Here is a 19,358-nt window from a genome sequence, read left to right as displayed (position 1 = left end):
ATCAGCCCCATTTGACGGGTGAAGTGCCTCACTCGGCGTCGTCTTTCCGCGTGGTAGACCTTCCCAACTCGCTGACACGGCCGTCAGCGGTGGAAGGAAAACCGTCCCGGGGGGAAACGCAGACCGGTCCAGCCGCTCCTGGACCGTTCGAGGAAAGGCGCTACACCATGAGCGAAGTGCAGACCCTGCGCAGCGGTGAGGCCGCTGCGGAGGAGGGATACGAGCGCGGCCTCGGGAGCCGCCAGGTCCAGATGATCGCCATCGGCGGCGCCATCGGTGTCGGTCTCTTCCTCGGGGCCGGCGCGAACATCGCGAAGGCCGGTCCCTCCCTCATCCTGATGTACGCCCTCGCCGGCGTGATCATCTTCTTCATCATGCGGGCGCTCGGCGAACTGCTCCTCTACCGGCCGGTGTCCGGCTCCTTCGCCGAGTACGCGCGGGAGTTCCTCGGCCCGTTCTTCGGTTTCGTCACCGGCTGGACGTACTGGCTGATGTGGGCCGTGACCGGTATGACGGAGCTCACCGCCGCGGCGATCTACGTCAACTACTGGTTCCCGGGCGTCCCCCAGTGGGTGAGCGCCCTGACCTTCCTCGTCGTCCTCTTCGGCGTGAACCTGATCTCCGTGAAGATCTTCGGTGAGCTCGAGTTCTGGTTCTCCATGGTCAAGGTCACCGCGATCATCGGCATGATCGTCATCGGCCTCGGCGTGCTGACCCTCGGCTTCTCCGACGCGGGCGACACCGCCGCCGTCAGCCACCTGTGGGACCACGGCGGCATGTTCCCCAACGGCGTCGGCTCCAGCCTGATGACCCTGCAGGGCGTGATGTTCGCCTACCTCGCCGTCGAGCTGGTCGGCGTCACCGCCGGCGAGTCCGAGAACCCGGAGAAGACCCTCCCCAAGGCGATCAACACCCTGCCGTGGCGGATCATCGTCTTCTACGTCGGCGCGCTCGTCGTCATCCTCTCGGTCGTGCAGTGGACGGAGTTCCAGGAGGGCGTCAGCCCGTTCGTGGCCGCCTTCGGCAAGATGGGCATCCCGCTGGCCGCCGGCATCGTCAACTTCGTGGTGCTGACCGCGGCGCTGTCGTCCTGCAACTCCGGCATGTACTCCACCGGCCGGATGCTGCGGGACCTCGCGTCGAACGGCGAGGCCCCGAAGTTCCTCGGGAAGCTGAGCTCGCGCAAGACCCCGGCCACGGGCATCGCGCTCTCGGTGGCCGTGATGGGCATCGGCGTCGTCCTCAACTACCTGGTGCCGGAGAAGGCGTTCGGCTACGTGATGTCCGTGGCCACCGCGGCGGGCATCTGGACCTGGATGATGATCCTGGTCAGCCACATCCGCTACCGCCGCGCCGTGGTCGCGGGCCGGCTGCCGGCCTCGTCCTTCCCGGCCCCGGGCGGCTCGGTGTGCAGCTGGATCGCGCTCTTCTTCCTGATCTTCGTCACCGTCCTGATCGCCAAGGACCCCGACTCCCGGGTGTCGCTGTACGTCGGCGCGGGCTGGGCCGTGGTGCTGGGCATCGGCTGGACGGCCCTGAAGCGCAGGGCGCCGCGGGAGGCGCTGGAGCCGTCGTACGCGGACGCGCGGTAACGCGCTCGCCGTATGCAGAAGACCCGGTCCTCCGCCGCTGTCCGGTGCGGAAGGCCGGGTCTTCCGGTGTCCGGTGGGGACAGCCAGCTCACGCCCAGAGCTGCCCCTGCAGGACCGCCACCGCCTCCTCCGTGGTCGCGGCCGTGTAGATGCCCGTCGAGAGGTACTTCCAGCCGCCGTCCGCCACGATGAAGACGATGTCCGCGGGCACGCCCGCGCGGACCGCCCTGCGGCCGACGCCGATCGCCGCGTGCAGTGCGGCGCCCGTCGAGACGCCCGCGAAGATCCCCTCCTGCTGGAGCAGCTCGCGCGTGCGCGCCACCGCGTCCTCGGAACCCACCGAGAAGCGGCTGGTCAGCACGGAGGCGTCGTACAGCTCGGGGACGAAGCCCTCGTCCAGGTTGCGCAGGCCGTAGACCAGGTCGTCGTAGCGCGGCTCGGCGGCCACGATCTGGATGTCCGGGCGGTGCTCCCGCAGATAGCGGCCCGCGCCCATCAGCGTGCCCGTGGTGCCCAGGCCCGCCACGAAGTGGGTGACGGAGGGCAGGTCCGCGAGGATCTCCGGGCCGGTGGTGGCGTAGTGGGCGCCCGCGTTGTCGGGGTTGCCGTACTGGTAGAGCATCACCCAGTCGGGGTGCTCCGCCGCCAGCTCCTTCGCGACCCGCACCGCCGTGTTGGAGCCGCCGGCCGCGGGGGAGGAGATGATCTCCGCGCCCCACATCGCCAGCAGCTGGCGGCGCTCCTCGGAGGTGTTCTCCGGCATCACGCAGACGATCCGGTAGCCCTTGAGCCGGGCCGCCATCGCCAGGGAGATCCCGGTGTTGCCCGAGGTGGGCTCCAGGATGGTGCAGCCGGGGGTGAGCCGGCCGTCCTTCTCCGCCTGCTCGATCATGAAGAGCGCGGGGCGGTCCTTCACCGAGCCGGTGGGGTTGCGGTCCTCGAGCTTCGCCCAGATCCGTACGTCGTCGGCAGGCGAGAGCCGCGGCAGCCGCACCAGCGGTGTGTTGCCGACCGCGGCGAGGGGGCTGTCGTAACGCATCAGGCCCCACCGGCGACGGCGGGGAGGATGGTCACGCTGTCGCCGTCGGCGAGCTTCGTGGAGATGCCGTCGAGGAAGCGGACGTCCTCGTCGTTCAGATAGACGTTGACGAAGCGGCGCAGCTCGCCGCCGTCCACCAGTCGGTCGCGGATGCCCGCATGACGGGACTCCAGATCGGCGAAGAGGTCGGCGACGGTCTCGCCGTCACCGGTCACGGCCTTCTGGCCGTCGGTGTAGCTGCGGAGGATGGTCGGGATGCGGACCTCGATGGCCATGGCATGGGCTCCAGACGACGGGTCGCTCCGGCCGAAGGGGCTGCGCACGGAGCGGAGAGCGGGAAGCGGGGAATCGCGGGGACCGGGAGGGAAGCGCGGCCCCGGGGCGCCGCCGGCGGGCGGTCGGGCGCAGGTCAGGCCGCGGCTGGGCGGCCAGGACACATGGCGCTGGCGAGGCGGCACAGGTCGACATGGAGGCGCGCCACGAGCAGCGTGCCCGGCGTCTTCTCCATCCTGTCCCTCACAGAGCCGTCAACCATGCGCTCATGGTATCGATTCCCGGACGCCCTTCCCGAGGGTCGTCCCAGCATGTGGATGCTCATGCGGACACGGGGGCCGTGTCCTCGTACGAGGCGACGATCCGCACCTCTTCCTCGCTGACCTCGCCGTCCACGATGCGGAACGAGCGGAAGGAGACGGGGCCCTCGTCGTTGCCGCACTCGGCGGTGGAGACCAGGACGTAGTGTGCGTTCGGCTCCCCGGCGTAGGAGACGTCGGTGCGGGAGGGGTACGCCTCCGTCGCTGTGTGTGAGTGGTAGATCACGACCGGTTCCTCGTCCCGGTCGTCCAGTTCGCGGTAGAGCCTCAGCAGGTCCTGGGAGTCGAATTCGTAGAACGTGGGGGAGCGGGCCGCGTTCAGCATGGGGATGAAGCGCTCGGGCCTGCCGTCCGCCGGTGCGGGCGCCCGACCTGCGACGATGCCGCACGCCTCGTCGGGATGGTCGGCGCGCGCGTGCGCGACGATGCTGTCGTGCAGGGCCTGGGTGATGGTGAGCATGGCCGCAAGGATAAAGACCCGGTGACGATCTTCTTGCAACATCCCATCAGATGAGAAATTTTGCCGTAAGCGCACCCCAGGACGCGACTCTCTGTGATTGGCTGGCGGTCCACCTACTCCGGTGACAGATCGCCCGCGCCCTCACCCGGGGCGCGGTGGCGTGCGTGGAAGGCATTATCCGTGCGGTTTACCCGACTCATCGCTCCTCTCGCGGCCGTCCCCCTGGCCGTCTCACTGCTTGCCGGCTGCGGCTCGTCCGGGCTCCTGGGCGGTGATGACAATACGGATCCGATCGTGGTCGGCACGACGGACGCGGTCTCCGCGCTGGACCCGGCCGCGGCCTACGACGCGCCGTCGTGGGCGATCCTCAGCACGCTCCACCAGAGCCTGCTGACGTTCAAGCCCTCCGGCTCCGAGCCGGTGCCGGACGCGGCGAAGAGCTGCGACTTCACCGACGAGACGCTCAAGGTCTACGAGTGCACGCTGCGTGACGACCTGAAGTTCTCCAACGGCAACAAGCTGACGTCCGAGGACGTGGTCTTCTCCCTGGAGCGGGTGAAGGCCTACTTCAAGAAGTCCGACGGCGACGGTCCCTGGCCGGTCATATCCACGCTGGACAAGGTGGAGGAGGACGGTCCCGACAAGGTGATCTTCCACCTCACCACCGCCGACGCCACGTGGCCGTTCAAGCTGGCCAGCACGGCCGGCGCGATCGTCGACCACACGGTCTACCCCAAGGACGGCCCGCTCAAGGGCAGCGGCGTCGTGGGCTCCGGGCCGTACATCCTGAAGAGCTACGACGAGGGCAAGTCGGCCGTGCTCGAGCGCAACCCCGACTACAAGGGGCGCTTCGAGGTGCGCAACGACGGCGTGGAGATCAAGTACTTCCCGACGCCGGAGAAGCTGCACCAGGCCTGGCAGGACAAGAAGCTGGACGTGGCCAGCCGGGACATGACCTCGAAGATGTACAAGGACATCGAGGACAACCCGAAGGACGACGTGCGCGTCTCGTCGCTGAAGGGCACCTCGCTGCGCCACCTGGTCTTCAACAGCGCCCCGGCGTCGCGCACCAAGGACGTGGCGGTCCGGCGGGCCGCGGCGGCCCTCATCGACCGCGAGCAGCTCGCGAGCGAGGTGCACCTGCGGACCGTCGAGCCGCTGTACTCGCTGATCCCGGCCGGTATCGCCGGCCACACCACGGCGTTCTACGACAAGCTGCCCAAGAAGAACCCGGCGGCGGCGCGGAAGATCCTCCAGGAGGCCGGGATCCAGACGCCGTACGCCTTCACCCTGGGCTACCGCGCGGACGCCGGCTTCGAGGACGAGACCAAGGCGCTCGTCAAGCAGCTGGAGACGGGCGGGCTCTTCAAGATCACGGAGAAGCCCATCCCCTCCGACAAGTTCTTCGGTGTGGTCTCCTCCGGTGAGGAAGACGCCTTCACGGTGGGCTGGCTGCCCGACTACCCGGACCCGGACACCTATGTGTCGCCGATCGTCGGCAAGACCAACGCCTACAACAACGGCTACGAGAGCCCGGTCATCGAGGACGCCATCAAGGACAGCCTGAAGGTCTCGCAGCGCACCCGCGCGCTGCCCGACTACCAGGCCATCGACGAGAAGGCGGCCGAGGACGTCCCGGTGCTGCCGCTCTACCAGGCCAAGGACTACACGCTGACCACGGACCACATCCTGGGCGGCGAGAACCTCCTCGACTCCACGGGCGCGTGGCGCGTCTGGGAGCTGGGCCGCGAGTGACGACGCGACGCGTCTGAGACACCGCACACCACGGAGGGCGCCGGGGATCCCCCGGCGCCCTCCGGCGTTCCCGCACGGAACGCCTCCGGCGGGGTGCGTCGACCGGTCGGATCCCGGGTGCTCGGCCCTGCGCAGACCCTGCGGGCTTTGCCCTGCGCAGACCCTGCGGGCAGTGCCCTCAGACCCCGCGGGGAAGGTGGTCGCGTGTATGGGGCGGGTGCGGATCAGCGCCGCATGGCGTGCCCGGTCCCGGACCGGCGTCGGGTGCCACGGCTCCGGCGGGGTGCGCGGCCGGTCGGATCCCGGGGGCTTCGGCCGTCGTGCAGACCCTGTGGGCTTCGCCCCTGCGCAGGCCCTGCGGGTTTTGCCTCGCGCAGATCCTGGGGCTGTGCCCCCGGACCCCGCGGGGAGGGTGGTTGCGTGAGTGGGGCAGGTGCGGATCAGCGCCGCGCAGCGTGCCCGGTCCCGGACCGGCGTCGGGCGCCACGGCTCCGGCGGGCGGCTGCCCGGTCGGATCCCGGGTGCTCCGGAGCCACGGGGCGGGTCCTGGGGCTTTGCCCCCTGGGGGGCGGGGGCTACCGACGAAATGGGCTGCCTCAGGTGACGAAACGCAGTCGGTTCGGCGGGCCCTATCGGGACCGAGTTCGTCCGCGTCGGCACCGACGCTCAAGGGCGGGAACGCGGGCACCCCTGCGCGGGGATCCAACTCGGCGCAAGCCGCGTTCCGGCTGGTCAACGAATTCCGTCGGTTGCCCGCTCACGGCGGACCAACTCGTCCAACGGACAGCGGACACCGACGAAGACCACGTCCTCGGCTGACAGCACCCGCAGGCAATCAAGCAGCCGCCAGGGTTCACTCAGCACATGGTCGACCACGACATGGTTGCCCACCCCGGCCATGGCCGCGATCGAGCGGTGGAATCCCAACCTGGTCCGCCGAAGCGCGCCGTCGAATTCCTCAGCGCTGAGCTCGCGCTTGGTGCGCATCGCGTTGAAGCCGTCGACCGCGAGGTGGAAATGCACTCCATCGTCCAGAACATCCAATAGCTCCCGGGCGACGCCCGACTTCCCCGAGCTCGACGTTCCGTTCAAGAGGATGATCCGACCAGATGTCACACCCGCGTGATCACATTCGTTGGAACAGGGCACACGTGAGGTCAGCGGCTGAGCTCGGTCTCCTGCTCCACCCGAGACAGCTTCTCGGGGTTACGCACGAAGTAGAGCCCGGTGATGAGGCCGCCTTCGACTCGCATGGCCACAACGGTCTCGATCTCGCCGTCGCGGCGCACGATGAGCCCAAGGTGGCCGTTGACCTGAACGGGTTCGGCCGACCTTTCGGCAGCGAACCTGCTCAGGCCGGCGGCCAGCGTGCGGACCACCTTGTCGGCTCCGACGATGGGCTTGGGCAGGGTCCGCATGAGCCCGCCGCCGTCGACCAGGGCGACAACATCGGGCGCGAGGATGTCGATCAGGCTTTGCAGCTCGCCGGTTTCGACTGCCCGCTGGAAGGCCGTGATCGCGGCCCGCGCCTTGGCAGGGGAGACGGTGTCGCGTGGTCGGCGGGCGGCGACGTGTGTCCGTGCCCGGTGGGCGATCTGGCGTACCGCGGCCGGGGTCTTGTCGACAGCTTCGGCGATCTCGCTGTAGGGGAGGGCGAATACCTCACGCAGCACGAACACCGCCCGTTCGGTCGGTGCGAGGGTCTCCAGCACGAGCAGCATCGCCATCGAGACGCTGTCGGCCAGTTCGACGTCCTCGGCCACGTCGGGCGCGGTCCGCAGGGGCTCAGGCAGCCAGGCGCCGACGTAGGACTCCTTGCGCCGACCGAGCACGCGAAGCCGGTCCACCGCCAGCCTGTTGGTGATCCGCACCAGGTAGGTGCGCTGATCCTGCACCGCATCGAGGTCGACGCCCACCCAGCGCAGCCAGGTCTCCTGCAGAACGTCCTCGGCGTCAGCGGCAGACCCGAGCATCTCGTAGGCGACGGTGAACAGCAGATTGCGGTGGGCCAGGAACGCTTCGGTGGCAGGGGTCACGCGGTCGTCGCGTACGAGTCGCCCGGCTGTGCCCGCCGTCGGCTCGCTGGGCTCGCGCATCGCCGGTTCTCCTGTCTGCTCGCCTTTGCCGTCACGCACAAGACGACGTCCCGTGCCGCTCTGTGACATCGGCGAGCGGTGTCGCACGTCACAGAGCGGCAGCTGTCACGGACTGGTGATGGCCGTCGTCTGGTGTTCGTCCGAGCCGCGGGAACACTGCACGCGGCACGCATCACGGAGGAATCCATGAAGACGAACGCTGCACAGGCGGCACCCGCTGACGAGAGCGGCGGTGGCGTGCCGGATGCGCGTCATCTGCGCGCGATCCTGACCACGGTCTCGCTGGCGCTGATGGCCGTCATCGCGTCAGTGGCCGGGCTGATCGTCGCTCAGACCCAGATGGCCGTCGAGTTCGGCAGCTCGCAGAACACGGTTCTGTGGATCATCAACATCTACACCCTCGCCCTGGCCGCGCTGCTCCTGCCGGCCGGAGCGATCGGTGACCGCCTGGGCCGAAAGCCCATGCTGATCGCCGGTCTGGCCGTCTTCGGTATCGGGAGCATTGCGGCAGCTGTGGCCCCGACCGCCGAGGTGATGCTCGCCGCGCGTTTGGCCGGCGGCGTCGGCGCAGCAATGATCATGCCCATCACCCTGGCCGTCATCACCTCCACCTTCCCTGAGGAGCAGCGCGGAAAGGCCATCGGCGTGTGGACCGGCGTCGCCGGTGGCGGTGGCGTCCTGGGAATGTTCGTTTCCGCCCTTCTCGTTGACGTCGCCGACTGGCGCTGGCTGTTCGCCCTGCCCGTAGTCCTGGCCGTCGTGGCCGTGGCCATGACGCTGAAGTCGGTCCCCAACTCCCACGAGCGTTCTGCCCACCGATTCGACGCCGTCGGCGCGCTGGTATCCGTCGTCGCCGTCGCGGGCCTCGTTTTCGTCCTGCAGGAAGGGCCGGAGCGCGGCTGGACAGCACCTGAGACTCTGATCAGCCTCGCCGTCGGCCTCGTCGCCGGGGCCGGCTTCGTGGCCTGGGAGCTGCACCGCCGGGACGCCGCGCTTCTGGACCTACGTCTGTTCCGCGAGCGCGGCCTGGCCGGCGGCTCGATCACGCTGGTCGTGGTCTTCGGAGTCCAGGGAGGTACGCAAGTGGTCCTCTTCCCGTTCCTCCAGGCCGTGCTCGGCTGGTCGGGGCTGCTGTCCGCGGCGGCTCTGATGCCCCTGGCCATCGCGGTGATGATGTCCTCCAACCTGGCCCCGCGGATGGCCTCGCGGATCGGCGCTCGCTCGACCATGGCCGTGGGAATCGCACTGACCGGCCTCAGTCTGGCGCTGATGGCCCTGTTCGCCTCCGTCGACGGCGGCTACCTGTCGATCCTGCCCGGCGTGATCGTCATGGGCGTCGGCATGGGCCTGTCCATGGTGCCCTCCACCGAGGCCATCACCCGCTCCCTGCCGGGCGAGAAGCAAGGCGTGGCCTCCGCCCTCAACGATGTCACCCGCGAATTCGGCACCGCGCTCGGTGTCGCCATGCTCGGCGCGCTCCTGTCGGCCGGCTACCGCAACGCCATCGACGACAGGCTGCACGGCATCCCCCAGGGAACCGCGGAGACCGCACGGGAGGGTATCGCCAACGCGATCGAGGCCTCGGGCAGCACCGGCTCACACGCACCGGACCTGGTCCACGCCGCACGGCAGTCCTTCGTCGACGGGTGGCACCAGTCCATGTGGGTAGGCGCCGCCGTCATGGGCGTACTGCTCGCCTACATCGCCTTCCGCGGTCCGAAGAACGCCACCTCCGCACCCGCGCCGGTGGAGGCGCAGGAGACCGAGACAGTCGCCGCCCTCTGACCCCGGGAGTGGGCGGGCGCGTGCGTACTCCCAGCTCGACTCAAGCGCTTCGAAGCGCGCCCGCCCGGGCAGAACGGGCTACCGACGAAATGGGCTGCCTCAGGTGACGAAACGCAGTCGGTTCGGCGGGCCCTATCGGGACCGAGTTCGTCCGCGTCGGCACCGACGCTCAAGGGCGGGAACGCGGGCACCCCTGCGCGGGGATCCAACTCGGCGCAAGCCGCGTTCCGGCTGGTCAACGAATTCCGTCGGTCGCCCTCGGGTCTTGGAGGAGCTTTCGGGGGCTTCGCCCCAGGCCCCGTGGGAGCGAGGGGTGCGGGTCGGCGTCGTATGGGCACCGCATGGGCTTCGCCGGGCTGCGGGCGACGCGCTCCGGCAGGGGCGTGCGCGGTCCCGGGGCGGCGTTCCGGGCTAAGGCTCCGCCAGGTAGCGGACCTGGTCCCAGATCAGCGGGTCCACCGTGCCCGCGCGGCGGCGGAAGTCCCAGGCGTCCACCTCGCGGAGTTCGGCGGTCTCCAGATAGCTGGCCCGGCCCCGGGCGTCGCCCACGGAGCCGGGCGGGAGCGGGATCACGCCCGGCCGTTCGTCGCTGTACCGGCTGGTGATCTTGGCGACCAGCGCGGTGTCCCCGGTGACCCGCAGCACCAGGCAGGGCCGGTCCTTCGACCCCGGCCGGTCCTCGAAGGGCACCTTCGCCCACCAGATCTCACCCTGCCGCACCTCCGGCCGCGGCCCGCCCGCCCGAGGCACCCGCGTGCGCCGGCGGCGTGCGCCGAGCAGCCGCCCCCAGGCGTCGACCAGCCCGGCGGCCACGGCCAGCGCCACCACGGCGCCGAGAGCCCACCACCACGAGGTGTCCATTGCCCGCATCGTAGATTCCCCCCGCGGCCGGGGCACGCCGGAGCGGCTGCCCGGGCGGGCGTCAGGGGTAGCGTCGAGCCGTGTTCCATCGCTCCCACCTGTGGCTTCTCGCCCCGTTCGGCTTCTACTGCGTCGCGCTGCCCTGGGCCAACCGCCTGCGCCCCGCACCGGGCGGCGTCCCCTTCCTCTGGCTCTGGCTCGCCGGGGCCACCCTGCTGACACCCGCAGCGGTCTGGCTCGCCTACCGCGGCGACAAGCGCCGGGGCGGCCGCGGATGAACGCCGCCGTCGCCACCTCCGTGTTCGGCGCCGCGATGCTGCTCACCGTGGTCCTGGGCCTCACGGCCGTGCGCGGGCGCGGGCGCGGGAAGGCCGGGCTCGCCGAGTGGTCCGTGGGGGGACGCAGCCTCGGGGCGGTGTTCATCTGGGTGCTCATGGCCGGCGAGGGCTACACGAGCTTCAGCTATCTGGGCGCAGCGGGCTGGGGCTACAACTACGGCGCCCCCGTGCTGTACGTCATCGCGTACATGTCCTGCGGCTACGCCGTCGGGTATCTCGCCGGGCCGCTGCTCTGGTCGTACGCCCGCCGGCACGGCCTCGTCTCGATCACGGACATGATCGCCCACCGCTACGCCAGCCCCCGGACGGGCGCCGCGGTCGCGGTGCTGGCGACGGTCTTCCTGCTCCCGTACATCCAGCTGCAGATCACCGGCATGGGCGTGGTCGTCGCCACCATCTCGTACGGCACGATCAGCCTGAACTGGGCGTACTTCGTCGCCTTCGCCGTGGCGACGGGCTTCGTCGTGGTCAGCGGGCTGCGCGGCAGCGCCTGGGTGTCGGTGCTGAAGGACCTCCTCGTCATCGTGACGCTCGCGTTCCTCGCGGTCTACGTCCCGCTGCACTACTTCGGCGGTTACGGCGAACTGCTCGGCCGGCTGGATGCGGAGAAGGCGGAGTGGCTGACCCTGCCCGGGCACGACTCGGGCGGGCTGGGCACCGCGTGGTTCGCCTCGACGACCTTCCTCAACGCCCTCACCGTGGTGATCTTCCCGACCACGGTCGCCGGCTATCTGGGCGCCCGCGACGCGGACGTGCTGCGCCGCAACGCGGTCGCGCTGCCCTTCTACAACGTGCTGCTGTTCGTCCCGATGCTGCTCGGCCTCGCGGCCCTGTTCGTCGTACCGGGGCTGACCGGCGCGGACTCGAACCTGGCGCTGTTCGAGCTGGTCACCGACTCGCTGCCCGCCTGGGCGGTGGGTGTCGTCGGTGCCGCGGCGGCGCTGTCGTCGATCGTGCCGATGGCGGTGTTCATGCTGGTGATCGGCACGATGTGGGGGCGCAGCGTGATCCCGCTGGTGCGCGGGCTGCGGGTGCGGGAGAAGGCCGCGGCGCAGACGGTGGTCGTGCTGGCGGGCGCGGTGGCGCTGCTCATGACGTACACCGCGCCGAACACGCTGGTCCGCCTCTCCCTGATCAGTTACGCCGGTATGGCGCAGCTCCTCCCGATGCTGCTGCTCGGGCTGCTGTGGCGCCGCCTCACGCTCGGGGCGGCCCTCGCGGGGCTGGCGGCCGGGGTGGGGCTGGTGGCCTGGCTCATCTACGAGCACCACGACCCGGTGTGGGGGGTGAACGCGGGCCTGGTCGCCCTGGCGGCGAACGTCCTCGTGACGCTGGCGGTCACGGCGCTGACGCCGCGCCCCGCGGCGGACCCCCGCCGGGACGAGGAGATCCTGGCCACACTCTGACCGCCCCGGGCGGGGCGCGCGATCGGGTCCGGGGGCCTCTCGCCCGGCCCCACGGACGCGGCGCCCCGCGTCCGTGCGGAACCGCACGCGGCCTCCCCGCGTTACGATCCAGGGAGCCCACGTACGGAGAGGAGACAGCCGCATGCCCGGACGCGCCGCGACCGTCTGCCGCCTTCTCGTGGGTGCCCTGCTCTACCTCCTCGGGGAGTCCCTCTACGACGAGGCCGGCCTCTCCGCGGGCTTCGCGGCATCGGCCGCCTCCGCCGCCCTGCTCCTGCTGAGCGTCACGCTCATCCACCGCACGGCGACCGCCCCCGCGCCCCCGGGGCGCATCCGCACCGCCATCCGCGAACGCGCCCTGCGCACCGCGTTCCTGCCGCAGCGCGATCCCGACGCCGCCGGCCGTGCCCGCCCCAGGGCACCAGGACACGCCCTTCCGACGGCCGCGTAACCCCGCCGCGCACCGGACCCGGACCACGGGCCCGTACACCCGCGCGTGCGGAGGTGCACACGGCTCGTCACGCCGACCATCCCTCGGTACGACGCCCGGAAGGCACCCCGATGTTCGACGCCCTCAGCTCCGCCCTGTCCGCGGTCGCGGACGCCCTGTCCCCCCTGTTCGGCGCGTCCGCGACCGCGGCCGCCGTCATCGCGTTCACCCTCTGCGTACGACTCGCCCTGCACCCCCTGGCCCGGGCGACCGCCCGCGGCCAGAAGGCCCGTGAGGCCCTCGCCCCGCAGCTGGCCGAGCTGCAGCGCAAGCACAAGAAGAACCCCGAGAAGCTGCAGAAGGCCACGATGGAGCTGTACCGGGAGTCCGGCGCCTCGCCGCTGGCCGGCTGCGGCCCGATGCTGCTGCAGCTGCCCGTGTTCATGGTGATGTACCGGCTGTTCTCCGGCCACGACCACGATCTGCTCGGCCACACCCTGCTCGGCGCCCCACTGGGCGGCAACTTCTCGGACGCGCTCGACGACGGCGGGCTGCTCGGCACGCACGGCCTGGTGTACGTCGGACTGTTCGCCGTGGTCGCGGTCGCCGCGACCTGGAGCTTCCGGCACAACCGCAAGGTCATCGCGCTGGCCGCGGCCAAGCGCGCCGCCCAGAAGAACCCCGCCCCGACACCGCCCGGTATGGCGGGCATGACGAAGTGGATGCCGCTGATGTCCTTCGGCACCCTGCTCACCGCGGCCGTCGTCCCGCTGGCCGCCGGCCTCTACCTCGCCACCACGACGGCGTGGTCCGCCGCCGAGCGCACCTTCCTGCACCGCACGATCATCAGCGCCCCGGAGACCCGCCCGGCCGTCAAGTCCCCCCGGTCCGCTACCTGAACAGGGTCTTGCGGACTGGACCTCGCTCTTGGAGGATCAGCCGAATACCGGACAAGGAGTGATGATCATGAAGCTGCTGCGCGTGGGCCCGGCCGGGGCCGAACGCCCGGCCCTGCTCGACGGCGACGACGTACTGCGGGACCTCTCGGCACTGGTCGACGACATCGACGGACGCCTGCTCCAGGACGACGCGCAGCTCACCGCCATCCGTGAGGCGGCGGCGGCCGGCACGCTCCCCGTGCTGGACGCCGCCGGACTGCGGACCGGCGCCCCGCTGGGCCGGATCGGCAAGATCGTGTGCATCGGGCTGAACTACCACGACCACGCGGCGGAGACCGGCGCGCCGGTGCCGGGGGAGCCCGTGGTGTTCATGAAGGCCCCGGACACCGTGGTCGGCCCGTACGACACGGTGCTCGTGCCGCGCGGCAGCGAGAAGACGGACTGGGAGGTGGAGCTGGCGGTCGTGATCGGCCGTACGGCCCGCTATCTCGGCTCGCACGAGGAGGCGCTGGCCTGCGTCGCGGGCTACGCGGTCGCGCACGACGTGTCCGAGCGCGCGTTCCAGATCGAGCGCGGCGGCCAGTGGGACAAGGGCAAGAACTGCGAGACCTTCAACCCGCTGGGCCCCTGGCTGGTCACCGCCGACGAGGTCCCCGACCCGCAGGCGCTGAGCCTGAGGCTGTGGGTCAACGGCGAGCTCAAGCAGGACGGCACGACGGCGGACCAGATCTTCCCGGTCGCCGAGGTGGTCCGCTACCTCAGCCACTTCATGACCCTCTACCCGGGCGACGTCATCAACACGGGCACCCCGGCGGGCGTGGCCCTGGGCCACCCGGACCCCAAGCCGTATCTGCGGTCGGGGGACGTCGTGGAGCTGGAGATCGCCGGCCTGGGACGGCAGACCCAGACCCTGAAGCAGGCGTAGCAGCAACAGCGGGCGGGTCCGTGCTTCACGCGAAGCACGGACCCGCCCGAGGTTCTGCGCAGGGTCAGCCGACGAGCTCCCGCACCACCGGGACGAGCGCCCGGAACGCCTTGCCCCGGTGGCTGATGGCGTTCTTCTCCTCGGGCGACAGCTCCGCGCAGGTACGCGACGATCCCGTCGGCTCCAGGACCGGGTCGTAACCGAACCCCCCGGATCCGGCCGGCTCGAACCGCAGCGTCCCCTCGAGCCGCCCCTCGACGACCCGCTCCGTCCCGTCGGGCAGCGCCAGCGCCGCCGCGCAGGCGAAGTGCGCCCCGCGGTGCCCGGCGTCGATGTCCGATAGCTGGTCGAGCAGCAGCCGCAGGTTCGCCGCGTCGTCGCCGTGCCGCCCCGCCCAGCGGGCGGAGAAGATGCCCGGCGCCCCGCCGAGCACGTCGACGCACAGCCCGGAGTCGTCGGCGACGGCCGGCAGCCCCGTGCCCTGCGCGAGCGCGTGCGCCTTGAGCAGCGCGTTCTCGGCGAAGGTCACGCCCGTCTCCCGTACGTCGGGAATCTCCGGGAACGCGTCCGCGCCGACCAGCTCCACCGTCAGCCCCGCGTCGGCGAGGATGGCCCGCAGCTCGCCGACCTTGTGGGTGTTGCGGGTGGCGAGCACCAGCTTCGCGCCCGTCACGAGGTGCACACCTTCGAGACCTCGCCCGCCGCGTCCGCGATGGGGGTGACGTCCGGGACGGTGCCGTCCTCGGCGGACTGGCGGGCGCTGTCGACGGCCTTCTGCAGATCGTCGACGGCCTGGGTCAGGTCCGCGTTGTCGGTCTGTCCCTTCCAGTCCTTCAGATCGGTGTTGATGGCGTCCAGCGCGTCGACGAACGCCTGCGGGCTGTCGCCCGCGTTGGACGCGGTGTTCTGCAGGTCCTGTACGTCGTCCGCGATGTTCGCGGCCAGCCGGCCGCAGTCCAGCGCCTTGTCCACGGAGTCGCAGCCCGTGAGCGAGACGGTGAGCGCGGCGGCCGCCGCGAGGGTCAGGGCGAGCGGGGTGGTGCGTACACGACGACGGGTCACAGAAGGCCTCCAAGCGCCTCACGCTGCAGCAGGTCCAGCTCGGCGCAGCCGGCGACCGCGAGGTCGAGCAGCCCGTCGAGCTCGGAGCGGGCGAACGGCTCGCCCTCGGCGGTGCCCTGCACCTCGACGAAACGGCTGTCGCCGGTGCAGACCACGTTCATGTCGGTCTCGGCCCGTACGTCCTCCTCGTAGCACAGGTCGAGCAGCGGAACCCCGGCCACGATGCCCACGCTGACGGCGGCGACCGTGCCGGTGAGCGGCTGGGCCTTGGCGCGGACCAGCTTGTGCTGCTGGGCCCAGGCGACGGCGTCGGCGAGGGCCACATAGGCGCCGGTGATGGCGGCGGTACGGGTGCCGCCGTCGGCCTGCAGGACGTCGCAGTCCAGCACGATCGTGTTCTCGCCCAGCGCCTTGAAGTCGACGACGGAGCGCAGGGAGCGGCCGATCAGCCGGGAGATCTCATGGGTCCGGCCGCCGATCTTGCCGCGTACGGACTCGCGGTCGCCGCGGGTGTTGGTGGCGCGCGGCAGCATCGCGTACTCGGCGGTGACCCAGCCCTCTCCCTTGCCCTTGCGCCAGCGGGGGACGCCCTCGGTGACACTGGCGGTGCACAGCACCCTGGTGTCCCCGAAGGAGACGAGGACGGAGCCCTCGGCGTGCTTGCTCCAGCTGCGCTCGAGGGCCACGGGACGCAGCTGCTCCGGGGTGCGGCCGTCGATCCGGAGTGCGTCGGCGGACGTGGGGGCGTTGGTTCCTGACATGGGAGTGACCCTATCGGGCGTCGCCCGGATGCCGCGGCCCTCCGCCCCGGACGGGACGGAGGGCCGTGTGCTGCCTGCCTGTTGGGTGGGCGGTGGGACGCTCACCCGGCGGGTGCGTACGGGCTCACATCATGTCTTCGATGTCGGCGGCGATCGGGTCCGCGTCGGTGCCGATGACGACCTGGATCGCGGTGCCCATCTTCACGACGCCGTGGGCGCCGGCGGCCTTCAGCGCCTTCTCGTCGACCAGCGACGCGTCCTCCACCTCGGTGCGGAGGCGGGTGATGCAGCCCTCGACCTCGACGATGTTCTCGATGCCGCCGAGGCCGGCGACGATCTTCTCAGCCTTGCTGGCCATGTCCCACACTCCACTTTCTTCAAACGGGCCACTGGTCTACGCCAGTATGCGTTACGCCCGGCCCGCGGACCTCTTCGGCGGGAGCAGCAAAACAGGACCAACTCCCCCATCGCGGATAGCCTGCGACCAACAGAGGTTTCTTTACGCACGACCTACGTGTTAGAACTGGTCTACACCAGTCATTGGTGTAGACCACGCGTGTCCATGCCCGGACGTGCGAAGGATGGACGCCGCCGTCCCCCACAGACCTCTGTCCCCCTGGCGGCGCCTGCCCCATGGAGGAAATTCATGTCGACGGGTAGTGCTCCCGCCAAGGCGGCACCCAAGAAGAAGCGGAGTTCTGGTCTCTTCCAGGGCCTGCAGAAGGTCGGCCGCAGCCTGCAGCTCCCGATCGCGGTGCTCCCCGCCGCCGGTCTGCTGCTGCGCCTCGGCCAGCCGGACGTGTTCGGCGCCGACGGCCTCGGCTGGGACAACGTCGCCAAGGTCTTCGCGGGCGCCGGCGGCGCCCTGCTGAACGGCTCCTTCGGTCTGCCGCTGCTGTTCTGCATCGGTGTCGCGATCGGCTTCGCGAAGAAGTCGGACGGCTCCACCGCGCTGGCGGCCGTCACCGGCTTCCTCACCTACTACGCCGTCATCCACTCCTTCCCGGCCAACGACCCGGGCAAGGGCGCGGCCCTGCAGGGTGCCGAATCCTTCGGCGGCGGCGCCTGGGTGGACGCGAACGGCGCGTTCCTGCAGGGCGCGACGTACGAGAACCCCGGCGTCCTCGGCGGCATCGTCCTGGGTCTGCTCTCCGCGGTGCTCTGGCAGCGGTTCCACCGCACCAAGCTGGTCGACTGGCTCGGCTTCTTCAACGGCCGCCGCCTGGTCCCGATGATCACCGCCGTGGTGGGCACCGCCCTCGGCGTCCTGGTCGTGCTGGGCTGGGAGCCGGTCGGCAACGTCATCACCGACTTCGGTGAGTGGATGACCGGCCTCGGCTCGGGCGGCGCGGCCATGTTCGGCCTGATCAACCGCGCACTGATCCCGATCGGCATGCACCAGTTCGTCAACGCCGTCGCCTGGTTCCAGATCGGCAGCTTCACCGACTCCGCCGGCCAGGTGGTCCACGGCGACCTGCCGCGGTTCTACGCCGGTGACCCGACCGCCGGAATGTTCATGACCGGCTTCTACCCGATCATGATGTTCGGCCTGCCGGCCGCCGCGCTGGCCATCGCGCACTCCGCCCGTCCGGAGCGCCGCAAGGCCGTGTTCGGCATGATGATCTCGCTGGCGCTGACCTCGTTCGTCACCGGTGTGACCGAGCCGATCGAGTTCTCGTTCATGTTCATCGCCCCGGTGCTGTTCGCGCTGCATGCGGTGCTGACCGCCGTGTCCATGGGCGTCACCTGGGGCCTGGGCGTCCACGACGGCTTCACGTTCTCCGCGGGTCTGATCGACTACCTGCTCGCGTGGAACAAGGCCACGGATCCATGGAAGATCATCCCGATCGGTCTGGTCTTCGCGGCCATCTACTACGTGGTGTTCCGCTTCGCGATCACCAAGTTCAACCTGCTGACCCCGGGCCGCGAGCCCGAGGAGGAGGTCGAGGACATCACCAAGGACTGACGTCCTTCGCGCATCCGCCACGAAGCCCCCGGCGCCGTCTCGGCTCCGGGGGCTTCGGTGTGTTCCGGACCGGTGGTCAGATCTCGTAGACCGCGCCCGTGCGCGCCACGTCCACCGGACCCCGGTACGCCGAGCGGGCGTCGCGCAGGTTGACCTCCGGGTCCGTCCACGGCGGGATGTGGGTCAGGACCAGCCGGCGGACCTGGGCCGCGTCGGCCAGCTCGCCCGCCTGCAGACCGTTCAGATGCAGGTCGGGGATGTCCTCCTTGCCGTGCGTGAACGCCGCCTCGCAGAGCAGCAGGTCCGCGTCCTTGCTCAGCTCCGAGAGCGCCGCGCAGGGGCCGGTGTCGCCGGAGTAGACCAGCGCGCGGCCGGCGTGCTCCACCCGGAACGCGAACGCCTCCACGGGGTGGCTGACCCGGTCGGTGTACACGGTGAACGGGCCCGCCTGGAAACGGCCCGGCTCCAGGGTGCGGAAGTCGAAGACCTCCGACATCGAGTGCTTCGACGGCGTCGAGGCGTGCGCCTCGGTCAGCCGCTGCTCCGTGCCGGCCGGGCCGTAGACCGGGAGCAGCGCGGGGCGGCCGCCGTCGAGGCGGTAGTAGCGGGCCACGAAGTAGGCGCACATGTCGATGCAGTGGTCCGCGTGCAGATGGCTGAGCACGACCGCGTCCAGGTCGTACAGCCCGCAGTGCCTCTGCAGCTGGCCCAGCGCGCCGTTCCCCATGTCGAGCAGCAGGGAGTAGCCGTCCGCCTCGACCAGATAGCTGGAGCAGGGCGAGTCGGCGGACGGGAACGAGCCGGAGCAGCCAATGACGGTGAGCTTCATGTGCGGCAGGAACCTCCGGCGGTCAAGAGGTGCGTTGTCCGTCGGGGGCTGGGGCCCCGACGGACGGCGTTCGGCCTGTCGAGCGTAAGCCGGGATCCCTTCCCCGGTACCCGTGGTCACCCCATGTGTGCGCGGAATCACCAGGCTGGCGGTTCGCTGCGCGGTGCGGTTCGCGCTTTGCGCGTGGGGCGGGCTTCGGCGCTCCGCGCCTCAGTCCTCAAACGCCGGACGGGCTGGGGTGGTGGTGCGGTCGCGCTGCATCGTGCGGTTTGTGCTGGCGCCTGCGGTGCGGTTCGGCGCTTCGCGCCTCAGTCCTCAGGCGCCGGACGGGCTGGGATCGGTGCCCGTCACGCTGCATCGTGCGGTTCGCGCTTTGCGCCTGCGGCGCGGTTCGGCGCTCCGCGCCTCAGTCCTCAAACGCCGGACGGGCTGGAGGGCGCCTTGCGTCGGCTGACGCGCATCCGGCCTTCGGCCGGAGTCCTCAAACGCCGGACCGGCTCTGGGTTTGCGTGGGGGCGGGTTCGGGCGTGACCGGCTCACTGCGCGACAGCCGCGACGCCA

The 19,358-nt window shown here is 70.6% G+C and carries 20 protein-coding genes and 1 pseudogene; 9 read left to right on the top strand and 12 right to left on the bottom strand.

All coding sequences use genetic code 11. The features are described from left to right. Positions 1 to 167: 167 nt before the first annotated feature. On the top strand, positions 168 to 1,592 hold the full coding sequence (locus AB0M28_RS19715; protein WP_365406133.1) for an amino acid permease: 1,425 nt from the start codon (positions 168 to 170) through the stop codon (positions 1,590 to 1,592). A gap of 88 nt (positions 1,593 to 1,680) precedes the next feature. On the opposite strand, the gene AB0M28_RS19710 is transcribed toward AB0M28_RS19715, so the two are convergent. From AB0M28_RS19710 to AB0M28_RS19695, 4 genes are all read right to left on the bottom strand, one after another. Continuing rightward, on the bottom strand, positions 1,681 to 2,631 hold the full coding sequence (locus AB0M28_RS19710; protein ID WP_365406130.1) for a cysteine synthase: 951 nt from the start codon (positions 2,629 to 2,631) through the stop codon (positions 1,681 to 1,683). Beyond that, positions 2,631 to 2,906, bottom strand: coding sequence for a MoaD/ThiS family protein (locus AB0M28_RS19705; protein WP_365406127.1), 276 nt, complete (start codon positions 2,904 to 2,906; stop codon positions 2,631 to 2,633). Before AB0M28_RS19705 ends, AB0M28_RS19710 begins: the two co-directional genes overlap by 1 nt. 134 nt (positions 2,907 to 3,040) lie before the next feature. Beyond that, complete coding sequence (locus tag AB0M28_RS19700; protein ID WP_365406124.1) at positions 3,041 to 3,166, bottom strand: putative leader peptide; 126 nt, start codon at positions 3,164 to 3,166, stop codon at positions 3,041 to 3,043. Between the two features lie 59 nt (positions 3,167 to 3,225). Beyond that, positions 3,226 to 3,684, bottom strand: coding sequence for a M67 family metallopeptidase (locus tag AB0M28_RS19695; RefSeq protein WP_365406121.1), 459 nt, complete (start codon positions 3,682 to 3,684; stop codon positions 3,226 to 3,228). A gap of 294 nt (positions 3,685 to 3,978) precedes the next feature. On the opposite strand from AB0M28_RS19695, the gene AB0M28_RS19690 reads away from it, so the two are divergent. After that, positions 3,979 to 5,439 (top strand): ABC transporter substrate-binding protein, encoded by a 1,461-nt coding sequence (locus AB0M28_RS19690; RefSeq protein WP_365406118.1) that lies wholly within the window; start codon positions 3,979 to 3,981, stop codon positions 5,437 to 5,439. A 750-nt stretch (positions 5,440 to 6,189) separates the two neighbouring features. Here the strand turns inward: AB0M28_RS19690 and AB0M28_RS19685 are convergent. Next, positions 6,190 to 6,555, bottom strand: a pseudogene (locus AB0M28_RS19685) (AAA family ATPase); the annotation flags it as partial. A 41-nt stretch (positions 6,556 to 6,596) separates the two neighbouring features. After that, positions 6,597 to 7,535 (bottom strand): RNA polymerase sigma-70 factor, encoded by a 939-nt coding sequence (locus tag AB0M28_RS19680; protein ID WP_365406115.1) that lies wholly within the window; start codon positions 7,533 to 7,535, stop codon positions 6,597 to 6,599. A gap of 186 nt (positions 7,536 to 7,721) precedes the next feature. Here AB0M28_RS19680 and AB0M28_RS19675 point away from each other — a divergent pair, with 186 nt between their 5' ends. After that, the gene (locus tag AB0M28_RS19675; RefSeq protein WP_365406112.1) at positions 7,722 to 9,320 is read left to right on the top strand and encodes an MFS transporter; all 1,599 of its coding nucleotides are present in this window, start codon (positions 7,722 to 7,724) and stop codon (positions 9,318 to 9,320) included. 411 nt (positions 9,321 to 9,731) lie between these two features. Here the strand turns inward: AB0M28_RS19675 and AB0M28_RS19670 are convergent, their stop codons facing one another. Next, positions 9,732 to 10,181, bottom strand: a complete 450-nt coding sequence (locus tag AB0M28_RS19670) for a type II toxin-antitoxin system PemK/MazF family toxin (protein WP_365406109.1) — start codon at positions 10,179 to 10,181, stop codon at positions 9,732 to 9,734. An 80-nt stretch (positions 10,182 to 10,261) separates the two neighbouring features. Between AB0M28_RS19670 and AB0M28_RS19665 the strand changes: the two genes are divergently transcribed. The 5 genes from AB0M28_RS19665 to AB0M28_RS19645 all read left to right on the top strand — a co-directional run bounded on the left by AB0M28_RS19665 (position 10,262) and on the right by AB0M28_RS19645 (position 14,179). Continuing rightward, on the top strand, positions 10,262 to 10,459 hold the full coding sequence (locus AB0M28_RS19665) for a DUF3311 domain-containing protein (protein WP_365406106.1): 198 nt from the start codon (positions 10,262 to 10,264) through the stop codon (positions 10,457 to 10,459). Beyond that, positions 10,456 to 11,925, top strand: a complete 1,470-nt coding sequence (locus AB0M28_RS19660) for a sodium:solute symporter family protein (protein ID WP_365406103.1) — start codon at positions 10,456 to 10,458, stop codon at positions 11,923 to 11,925. Before AB0M28_RS19665 ends, AB0M28_RS19660 begins: the two co-directional genes overlap by 4 nt. A 142-nt stretch (positions 11,926 to 12,067) precedes the next feature. Continuing rightward, positions 12,068 to 12,376 (top strand): DUF6412 domain-containing protein, encoded by a 309-nt coding sequence (locus AB0M28_RS19655; RefSeq protein ID WP_365406100.1) that lies wholly within the window; start codon positions 12,068 to 12,070, stop codon positions 12,374 to 12,376. Positions 12,377 to 12,486: 110 nt separating this feature from the next. After that, a complete protein-coding gene (locus AB0M28_RS19650) occupies positions 12,487 to 13,254 on the top strand; it encodes a YidC/Oxa1 family membrane protein insertase (RefSeq protein ID WP_365406097.1) in 768 nt (255 codons plus the stop codon). A 67-nt stretch (positions 13,255 to 13,321) separates the two neighbouring features. Continuing rightward, positions 13,322 to 14,179, top strand: coding sequence for a fumarylacetoacetate hydrolase family protein (locus tag AB0M28_RS19645; protein ID WP_365406094.1), 858 nt, complete (start codon positions 13,322 to 13,324; stop codon positions 14,177 to 14,179). A 64-nt stretch (positions 14,180 to 14,243) separates the two neighbouring features. On the opposite strand, the gene rdgB is transcribed toward AB0M28_RS19645, so the two are convergent. The 4 genes from rdgB to AB0M28_RS19625 form a co-directional block, all read right to left on the bottom strand. Continuing rightward, positions 14,244 to 14,852: an RdgB/HAM1 family non-canonical purine NTP pyrophosphatase gene (gene rdgB / locus AB0M28_RS19640; RefSeq protein WP_365406091.1), complete on the bottom strand. Its 609-nt coding sequence runs from the start codon at positions 14,850 to 14,852 to the stop codon at positions 14,244 to 14,246. Continuing rightward, positions 14,849 to 15,241, bottom strand: a complete 393-nt coding sequence (locus AB0M28_RS19635; protein ID WP_365406088.1) for a hypothetical protein — start codon at positions 15,239 to 15,241, stop codon at positions 14,849 to 14,851. Before AB0M28_RS19635 ends, rdgB begins: the two co-directional genes overlap by 4 nt. Beyond that, a complete protein-coding gene (gene rph, locus AB0M28_RS19630; protein WP_365406085.1) occupies positions 15,238 to 16,002 on the bottom strand; it encodes a ribonuclease PH in 765 nt (254 codons plus the stop codon). Before rph ends, AB0M28_RS19635 begins: the two co-directional genes overlap by 4 nt. Before the next feature lie 124 nt (positions 16,003 to 16,126). Next, positions 16,127 to 16,360 (bottom strand): PTS glucose/sucrose transporter subunit IIB, encoded by a 234-nt coding sequence (locus tag AB0M28_RS19625; protein WP_365406082.1) that lies wholly within the window; start codon positions 16,358 to 16,360, stop codon positions 16,127 to 16,129. A gap of 288 nt (positions 16,361 to 16,648) precedes the next feature. Here AB0M28_RS19625 and AB0M28_RS19620 point away from each other — a divergent pair, with 288 nt between their 5' ends. Continuing rightward, positions 16,649 to 17,968, top strand: coding sequence for a PTS transporter subunit EIIC (locus tag AB0M28_RS19620; protein WP_365406080.1), 1,320 nt, complete (start codon positions 16,649 to 16,651; stop codon positions 17,966 to 17,968). A gap of 76 nt (positions 17,969 to 18,044) precedes the next feature. On the opposite strand, the gene AB0M28_RS19615 is transcribed toward AB0M28_RS19620, so the two are convergent. Further along, a complete protein-coding gene (locus tag AB0M28_RS19615; protein ID WP_365406077.1) occupies positions 18,045 to 18,797 on the bottom strand; it encodes an MBL fold metallo-hydrolase in 753 nt (250 codons plus the stop codon). Positions 18,798 to 19,358 lie beyond the last annotated feature (561 nt).

This window comes from Streptomyces sp. NPDC051940 (genome assembly GCF_040680895.1).
Classification (GTDB): domain Bacteria; phylum Actinomycetota; class Actinomycetes; order Streptomycetales; family Streptomycetaceae; genus Streptomyces.
The sequence above is the reverse complement of the archived record's forward strand: the minus strand, read 5'-3'. Positions and strand labels throughout refer to the sequence as shown.